This window comes from Desulforamulus putei DSM 12395 (assembly GCF_900129195.1).
Classification (GTDB): domain Bacteria; phylum Bacillota; class Desulfotomaculia; order Desulfotomaculales; family Desulfotomaculaceae; genus Desulfotomaculum; species Desulfotomaculum putei.
Window position 1 is genome coordinate 1 of sequence record NZ_FQUY01000046.1, and the last position, 8,045, is coordinate 8,045.

Below are 8,045 nucleotides of genomic sequence, written 5' to 3' on the forward strand. Positions count from 1 at the left end.
TTTGTTTCTTTCATTCGATAGGAATTCCCATTCATATTAATTATGTATGATTGATGTGTTAAACGGTCAATCATAGCTGCAGTCATAACCGGATCTTGGAATATTTCCCCCCATCGCTCAAAAGAAAGGTTTGTAGTGATAATAGTGGATTTTCTCCCGGCCCGAATTATGCAAAGTAATTGCTTATGTCAAGTTGAGTGCGAAAGTAATTGAAAAAGCTCAATTCATGATAGAAATACTATCCATAATCCTTCAAGATGAAAGTGATGCTGAAGCATCCATCATATTGAAGGAGGGATTGTATGAACCCGAAAGTCCCCATCAGAAAACTAGTTGCAGAAGTACTGGCAGAGCTAGAACGATTAAACTATGCAGAAAACACACGCAACACTTACCGAAGATTTTACAACCGGTTGATCGCCTTTGCTGACAGCATAGGCGAAACAGTGTATTCAGAAGATCTGGGCAACAAATATTTACGGATGCACCATCACTTTGACCTGGACATCTACACAAACTCTTCGCACCGCACTTTTAGGGGTCAAGCCCGCTGCATCCGAGTATTGGGAGATTATCAACTGCATGGCGCCATTCTGCGACGCAGAACCACTAAAGCCCCTTATGAAAGGACACCTCAGTTTGCAGAGGCACTGAAGAGTTACCAAAAAGAATGTGTGTGCCAAAATTATTCTGAACAGGGAATGCGTACACGGATCTATCGAGCGCAGTTATTCATTGACTATCTGGATGATTGCGGGATGACATCTCTGTCATTACTGACCGCCCAACATTTATCAGATTACACCAGGACCATTGCCGGCTATCACAAAAAATCCATTTCAGCTATTTTGACAACGCTGAGATCGTTCTTAAGGTTTTTGTACCTGAACGGCTACCATGAAAAAGATTTATCTAGTGATGTACCCAAACTGAAACAGCCGCATTTCCCCAAAATTCCAAGCGCCTGGAAGCCTGAAGATGTCAAGCGCGTTCTTGAGTCAGTCGACCGGGGCAATCCCAACGGCAAAAGAGATTATGCCATTTTGTTAATGGTGGCACGGCTGGGCATGCGGGTCCAGGACATTAAAGAAATCAGGTTGACCAACTTGAATTGGGCAACCAGGAGTATTGAGATTGTTCAGCATAAAACAAAGCAGACAGTGAGTTATCCCATACTGGACGATATCGGCTGGGCCATCATTGACTACCTTAAGAATGGCAGGCCTAAGACAGAATCCCCTCACCTCTTTGTCCGGCACCATGCTCCTTTTGAAACCTTTGGAACCCACGCCAACCTGCATAACATTATCACCAAATACACACGTCTTGCTGGTATCAAGCTGCGGACAGGGGCTTCACAGGGGATGCATTCCCTCCGGCATACGCTGGCCAGTGTTCTGCTGGAGCAGGAAACACCTCTGCCGGTGATCTCGGAGATCTTGGGCCATATGAGTACCATTTCCACCAGTGTTTATCTGAAAATCGATCTTGAAGGGTTGCGCAAATGCGCGCTTGATCCTGATGAGGTGTTTCATCATGACAACATCTAATGGGAAGCCAGTTTACACCAGCGTTTTCGCCGATGCGATACAAGGGTTTGTACTGGAAAATCAGGCTCTTGGGTACGCGTACCAAAAACAGGCGGCTGCTCTGAAACGATTCGATGAGTTTTGTGTTGAGACAGGTCACAGCCAGTGTTGTCTGTCCAAAGAGCTTGCCATGCAGTGGGCTGAAAAGAAGCTGTTTGAGTCTGACGATGCACACAGCCGGAGGATCAGGCTCGTTCGCATGCTGGCCAGATACCTGGTTCGGTTGGGATACGATGCTTACATCTATCCGGACCATCTCGGCCGGAGCAAGTCGCAACAGTATCAACCGTATCTTTTTACCGAAACAGAATTGGCCCGTTTTTTTAACCAGGTGGACCAGTGCCAGCCTGTAGCGAATAGCCCGTATCGCCACCTTATCTTCCCGCTGCTGTTCAGAATCCTATATGGCTGTGGGCTTCGCGTTTCGGAAGTGCTTCACTTGACCGTCGGCGATGTGAATACAATAGACGGAACACTGACCATTAGAAATGCCAAATTTCACAAAGACAGACTTGTTCCGATGGCTCCATCGCTGAATGAAAGATGTCGCATTTACATGGAGGTGATGCACCCCATCAAACAACCTGAATACATTTTCTTCCCATCTCCCCATGGCGGTCAATACTGTGAAAAAAGCATCTATGACAACTTCCGCCGATTTCTTTGGCAAGCAGGCATTTCTCACGGCGGCAGGGGAAAAGGACCACGCCTTCATGACCTTCGTCATGTGTTCGCAGTCCACTGTTTGAAACGCTGGGTGCGCAGTGGAACTGACCTGACAGTTGCCCTCCCTTACTTGTCCACTTACCTTGGACATACGGGGCTGAAAAGTTCTCAGCATTATCTGCGCCTGACAGCAGAACTCTACCCGGACATTGTGGCAACCATGGACGAAAGGTTTGGGTGTTTACTGCCGGGTGATGACCAATGAAGACCACGGATTTTGCCAAATATCTAACGGACTACCTGAGTATCTATCTGCCTGGCCAAAGAAACCTTAGTCCAAACACCATCACCTCCTATCGGGATACTTTCAAACTTTTACTGCTTTTTTGCCGGGAAGAAAAAGGCATCTCTCCTGAATGTTTAACACTGGCGCACATTGATGATGATCTGATACTGGCGTTTATGGCCTGGATTGAAACGGAACGCAAATGCAGTATTACTACCCGCAACCAGCGATTGGCAGCCATTCATGCTTTTTTTCGGTATGTGCAGGCACAAACCCCTGAAAGACTCTTGATGTACCAGCGGATTCTGTCCATTCCACTGAAAAAGACAGGGAAACCAGCAGTATCCTATCTAACAACAGAAGCGCTGGAAGCCATCTTAAACCAGCCCGACCGGAAAACACCGGCAGGCCGACGGGATCTGCTACTTCTAACAGTACTATACGATTCTGGTGCACGGGTACAGGAATTAACGGATCTTTTAGTCCGCGACATCCGGTTAACACAGCCGGCAACCATCACCCTCAGAGGGAAAGGCCGAAAAGTGCGACATGTGCCGCTGATGAGCAGGACAGCTGTCCTGCTGAAGGATTACCTGGAAGAAAGACGGTTAACTGCCGCTGATAGATTAGATCACCCGTTATTCTTCAACAGCCGTCGTCAGAAGCTGACCCGGGCAGGGGTTTCGTACATCATCGACAAGTATGTGAATGCTGTCAAAGAACAAAACACTATCCTTTTGCCGGATAAAGTATCACCACATGTATTCCGGCACACCAAAGCTATGCATCTTTTACAGGCGAACGTGAATCTGGTTTACATCCGAGACTTTTTAGGCCACACCAGTGTTACCACCAGTGAAATCTATGCCAGGGCGGATGCCCGAATGAAACGTCTGGCACTGGAGCAGGCTTACTCACCGACAGTAATTGACGATGTACCTGCCTGGCAGGATGATCAGGACTTGTTGAGCTGGTTACAGAAGATCTGCCAATAGCCTCTTAATTATGTCAAGTAAACAGGGCATAAATAGGCTCATTGCTTGTTTGTGCCCATCAACTTGACATAAGCAATTACTTTGCATAATTACCAGTGCCGGGACTACCTGCTAATATTACGTTCCGCCCTTCCCTAAGGAAATCCAACGTCTTAAGTATCTTCAGTTTCTTCTGTGCGTCCTCCGGTAGATCCTTAATTGATAAGTCCTCCAAATATTTCTTATGGGTAAATTGGGCCAGGCGAATACGGTTGTACCGTGAGGCCTCCCGCCTTGCATCACACTCCTTTTGCAGCAGTTGTGCCAGAAATTCTTCATAACAGGCATCACGCTGACAGGCTTCTTGAACATATTCCTCAAGGTATTTGCGAATAGCAGGTAGTTTTAATTCTTTGCTGTATTCTATTATGGCTTCTTTCCACTCTTTACGGGTCGCAGCACTCACGCAATGGCCTCCTTGGGTTCTAAGTTTTGGGTATTAAACAATTTATCGTACATTTTTAAATGTTGTATAGCTTGGTCAGTTATATACTGTGCGACCTGTGAAATGATTGCAATCTCCGGGGTATTTTCCCGGCGTTTAGCGCACAATGCTTTAATTTTATCCGTAGTTACATGGCTTGGGTGGATCTTACACAGTTCAGTTATACTTTTCTCTACATCCGAAAGTGATGTCCCGTCCTTTATATATTGGTAAGCGTCAAATAATCCCCACCTTCCAAGGAAAGTGGGGATCCATGTAACATTAATTATTATTATATACTCGACAAGCAATGGGTAAGGTAGCTGACCAGGGAAGCAGCTTATCTAATTCGCCTGGGTCTGTGGTATCTATGTTGGGCAGCTGCTCGAAAAGATAAGTGAGATAGGCCAAAGGATTCAAATTATTCTCCTTAGCCGTTTCAACAATGCTGTAAATAACAGCACTGGCCCTGGCACCCCGCGGGGTGTTTGTGAACAGCCAGTTTTTGCGGTTATGTGCTCAAGAACATAACCGAAATTATGTTTAGTCCCTTGTTATGTGCAGTGAGACATGGGGCTTGGCACCGCAAGAGTAGTTTTCTCTTGCAGCACCAAGAAAATCACCCCCGTGACAAGGAACAGTATGTCAGCATAAATAAATCACAGCGAATCAAGAAAACTGAGAATATCGGCTGGTGGCTGATAACGAAATCTCAATGCTTGAGGCTCCTTTGTCTGAGCCAAAGCCTGCTCCTTTAAACGCAAATCGGCTACCATGTACTTATGGGTGGTTTCTATGCTTTCGTGGCCCAGCCAGATAGCAATGGTTGAAATATCTACCCCAGCCTCCAACAAATGCATTGCCGTTGTATGTCTAAGCACATGCGGGGTGACGCGCTTCTGCCGTAACGACGGGCAACTCTTTGAAGCGGTTTTCACCAAACACGCTAGGCGATAGGTCACCCCGGAACGCGTGAGTTGTTTCCCTTGCTGACTCGTGAACACGTAATTGTCTTCGTGTATCTCTGTTTCTTTCAGGAATGCCTCCAGGTATTGTTTGGTCGTTTTCCACAGAGGAAGGCTGCGCTCTTTGCGTCCCTTTCCCTTCACTCTAATGGAGCCGGTACCATTTTTATTCAGAGATATGTCTCGTTTTTTAATGGATACCAACTCTGAGACTCTAACTCCGGTGTTATATAAAATAGCCAGCATGAGCCGATCACGTCGACCCAACCAACTGCTGAGATCACATCCCTGCATAATAGCGTCTACCTCTTCATCCACCAGGTATTCCACTTGCCTAGTCTCGGTCTTCTTGAACGGAATGCTCATCACACGCTGAATGACAGAGAGGTATTCAGGGGCTTGAAAGGAAACATAATTCATAAAGGAGTGGATTGCTGCCAAACGGTGATTTCGCGTCTTGGTTGAATTATTTCTGACGGTTTCGATGTATTGCAAAAAGTCCAAGACATTTTCGGCATTAATCATCTCCAGAGTCAATTGCGATGGCGCGCAGTGCTTTTCTTCATTCATGTATCGCAGAAAAATTCTGAACGTATCGCGGTACGCTTTGATGGTGTCAGGCGAGGCATTCATCTGATTCATTAGTCGTTCTAGGAAAAATTTCTGTAACATAGATTGGAAACTATGATGTATCATGGTCGTCCTCCTATCTGAGACCTCAACGACAGGTTTTCAAACCGTTCGCCGGCCTGAGCCAGAAGTTCAGGAGTACCCGTTAAATACCAGTACGTATCGCTTGGCTTGGCATGTCCCAGATATGTGGAGAGCAGAAGCAGTCGGTGATTAACGTCAGCACCTTCTTGATACCAACGAATAATTGTGTTGCAAGCAAACGTATGTCTCAAATCATACAATCGTGGCGGACGTCTACCCCAGCCCTGTTTTTTATCATCGGATAACAGACACAAACGTAGCCGGGAAAAGCTGTATTCCAGGTTTCTCTGGGATAATGTCACCCCGTTGGTGGAAAGAAAAAAGTGAGGGTTTGTGCTATGAGGGCAGCGATGGTCACGAAACTCTGCATAGGTTTTTAATGCCTCAAGTACCGTCACCTGCATGGGAATGTACCGTTCCTTATGAAATTTTGTATCCCGAATATGCAGTTCCCCGGTATCAAAGTGGACATCCTCCCGGAACAATCGGCATAGTTCACAGACTCGAATACCGGTTGCCCAGAGCAGACCAATGGCAGTCATAACGGACATGGCACGCAAGCCGTCTGGTGACAACAGTTGCCGCGCCTGATTCATCAGCATGATCACTTCATCTACCGAGTAGATATAGGGCGCGGTTCGGCCATGGCATTTTCCAAAAACTCCGGTTGGGGGAATTTCTGTGTTCGGATCCACTGCCCAGGCATATTTGGCAAAGGTATGCACCGTCTCCAGCCGCCTGGCCCGATACCATCGTGTATAATGAGGTTTTTCTGACGCCCAGTTCAGTGCTAAGTCGATTGTCAGAGAGCTCTGATGTCCCTGAGCTCTGGCAAATGCGGCAAATCTCCTAAGCTCAGCGGCTTCGATTGTAATTTGGAAACCCATTCCCTGTTTGTAGGCGATGTACTCTTCAACTTGGCTCGTGATGAGATGTTTTTTAGTCATGGGCCACCTCCGGCCACGGGCAGGTGACACATTGCAGAGCATTCCGGTCCACTTTGGTATAGATAACGGTAGTATCAATCGAGGCATGCCCTAAAATATCGGCAATTATTTTAAGACTGGAACCCTGTTGGTATAGTTCTTTGGCTTTGGAATGACGCAGAATATGGGTGCCGGTCATGGTGGAAGGCATGCCCGCACGGGCGTAGGCCCGACGTATCGTACCGCGAATTTGCTCGCGGCCCATTGCCTCACCGCGATGATGAGAAAAACGAACAAATAGGGTTCGGTCGGATGTTTCTGGCCGAGCTTTTGTGGCATACTCTACGAGGGCTTCGCCGATTCGTTGGGACAAAGGCAGCACTCGGTCTTGATGGGTCTTGGTGTTTCTGATGAGGACTGTTCCCTCACGCCAGTTCACATCATCCAGCTTAATGTGGGCCACTTCCATGGCCCGTAACCCCAGCTCCGTGAAACACATCACAATTGCATAGTCCCTGATTCCCACGACCGTATTGCGATCATACGAGGCGTGGATCCGGTTGATCTCATCCAAGCCGACGGTTTTCGGTACGCTGGACAGTCTCCATACCGGCACGGATAAGGGGATCATCAGCACCCCTGCATCAACTTCGATCCCAATAAACTGGAGATAACGGAAGTAGCTCCGAATGATTCCTATAACGGATTTCTTGGATGTGGGACGCAGGTGCTGTAGTTCCGTCGCCAGAAAGGCTTGGACTGTCTCCACTGACAGGGTAAAGGGGGATATTTCTTGTTCCCCAAAGGCGTAATATAGGAACCTTGTAATATAGTTTTTACGGGATTGCATGCTTGCTTCTGTAAGTCCTGCAACTTGGGCCAGATAGGAAACATATTTATCGACATGACATTCAATGGATTTGTTCTGGGCTGGTGGTAAGCAGGAAGGCAGCTTTTTGCGTGTGAGAAAGTAATAGTAGAGACGGATGGCGGCAGCCACGCTTTTCATGTCCTTCTGGCGATGATTAATGGATGAATGGGGATTCATATACTCCTGCATCATTGATTCCATGGATACGAATTGCTGAGCGCCACAAGTATTTTGCCATTCAAGAAAATGCCGTACGATCTTCGAGTATCGCGTAATTGTGCTCGGTCTATAGTCCTCCACCATAAACGATTGGTAATCCTCAATCGGATCTGGCAATGATTGTTTTACTCCCATCGTGTAACCCTCCTATTGTTTTCCACATTATAACAGGTGGCACTATTATGTTGGGAGTAAAATTGGCCCAATACCCTTTTTCTACCACAAACTAAAGCTTTCTCTGATACTGTCTACGGCTTCACTGCACATAACAAGGGACTAAACATAATTTCGGTTATGTGCTCAAGAACATAACCGAAAAAACTGGCTGTTCACAAACACCCCGCGGGGTGC

The 8,045-nt window shown here is 46.9% G+C and carries 8 protein-coding genes and 1 pseudogene; 3 read left to right on the forward strand and 6 right to left on the reverse strand.

The window, feature by feature from the left end; all coding sequences use genetic code 11:
- Positions 1–170, reverse strand: a 170-nt coding sequence (locus BUB67_RS15460) for an ATP-binding protein (protein ID WP_338011681.1), incomplete at its 3' end; no start/stop codon positions are given.
- 132 nt (positions 171–302) lie between these two features.
- Here BUB67_RS15460 and BUB67_RS15465 point away from each other — a divergent pair.
- The 3 genes from BUB67_RS15465 to BUB67_RS15475 are packed head-to-tail and all read left to right on the forward strand — an operon-like array spanning position 303 to position 3,536.
- Positions 303–1,550 (forward strand): site-specific integrase, encoded by a 1,248-nt coding sequence (locus BUB67_RS15465; protein WP_073240267.1) that lies wholly within the window; start codon positions 303–305, stop codon positions 1,548–1,550.
- The gene (locus BUB67_RS15470; RefSeq protein ID WP_073240268.1) at positions 1,537–2,520 is read left to right on the forward strand and encodes a tyrosine-type recombinase/integrase; all 984 of its coding nucleotides are present in this window, start codon (positions 1,537–1,539) and stop codon (positions 2,518–2,520) included. Before BUB67_RS15465 ends, BUB67_RS15470 begins: the two co-directional genes overlap by 14 nt.
- Complete coding sequence (locus BUB67_RS15475; RefSeq protein ID WP_073240269.1) at positions 2,517–3,536, forward strand: site-specific integrase; 1,020 nt, start codon at positions 2,517–2,519, stop codon at positions 3,534–3,536. Before BUB67_RS15470 ends, BUB67_RS15475 begins: the two co-directional genes overlap by 4 nt.
- A 76-nt stretch (positions 3,537–3,612) precedes the next feature.
- Here BUB67_RS15475 and BUB67_RS15480 read toward each other — a convergent pair whose 3' ends face one another.
- From BUB67_RS15480 to BUB67_RS15505, 5 genes and pseudogenes are all read right to left on the reverse strand, one after another.
- Positions 3,613–3,981, reverse strand: a complete 369-nt coding sequence (locus BUB67_RS15480; protein WP_238457088.1) for an ATP-binding protein — start codon at positions 3,979–3,981, stop codon at positions 3,613–3,615.
- A gap of 300 nt (positions 3,982–4,281) precedes the next feature.
- A pseudogene (locus BUB67_RS15490) lies at positions 4,282–4,509 on the reverse strand (transposase domain-containing protein); the annotation flags it as partial.
- Positions 4,510–4,658: 149 nt separating this feature from the next.
- Positions 4,659–5,660, reverse strand: a complete 1,002-nt coding sequence (locus BUB67_RS15495; RefSeq protein WP_073240270.1) for a tyrosine-type recombinase/integrase — start codon at positions 5,658–5,660, stop codon at positions 4,659–4,661.
- A complete protein-coding gene (locus BUB67_RS15500; protein ID WP_073240271.1) occupies positions 5,657–6,625 on the reverse strand; it encodes a tyrosine-type recombinase/integrase in 969 nt (322 codons plus the stop codon). Before BUB67_RS15500 ends, BUB67_RS15495 begins: the two co-directional genes overlap by 4 nt.
- Complete coding sequence (locus tag BUB67_RS15505; protein ID WP_159431858.1) at positions 6,618–7,676, reverse strand: site-specific integrase; 1,059 nt, start codon at positions 7,674–7,676, stop codon at positions 6,618–6,620. Before BUB67_RS15505 ends, BUB67_RS15500 begins: the two co-directional genes overlap by 8 nt.
- Between the last annotated feature and the right edge of the window lie 369 nt (positions 7,677–8,045).

What these genes read in the sequence shown, in the direction of transcription:
- BUB67_RS15465 (WP_073240267.1), top strand. Translation starts at nt 303, where the DNA reads ATGAACCCGAAAGTCCCCATCAGAAAACTAGTTGCAGAAGTACTGGCA.
- BUB67_RS15475 (WP_073240269.1), top strand. Translation starts at nt 2,517, where the DNA reads ATGAAGACCACGGATTTTGCCAAATATCTAACGGACTACCTGAGTATC.
- BUB67_RS15505 (WP_159431858.1), bottom strand. Translation starts at nt 7,676, where the DNA reads ATGGAATCAATGATGCAGGAGTATATGAATCCCCATTCATCCATTAAT.
- BUB67_RS15500 (WP_073240271.1), bottom strand. Translation starts at nt 6,625, where the DNA reads ATGACTAAAAAACATCTCATCACGAGCCAAGTTGAAGAGTACATCGCC.
- BUB67_RS15470 (WP_073240268.1), top strand. Translation starts at nt 1,537, where the DNA reads ATGACAACATCTAATGGGAAGCCAGTTTACACCAGCGTTTTCGCCGAT.
- BUB67_RS15495 (WP_073240270.1), bottom strand. Translation starts at nt 5,660, where the DNA reads ATGATACATCATAGTTTCCAATCTATGTTACAGAAATTTTTCCTAGAA.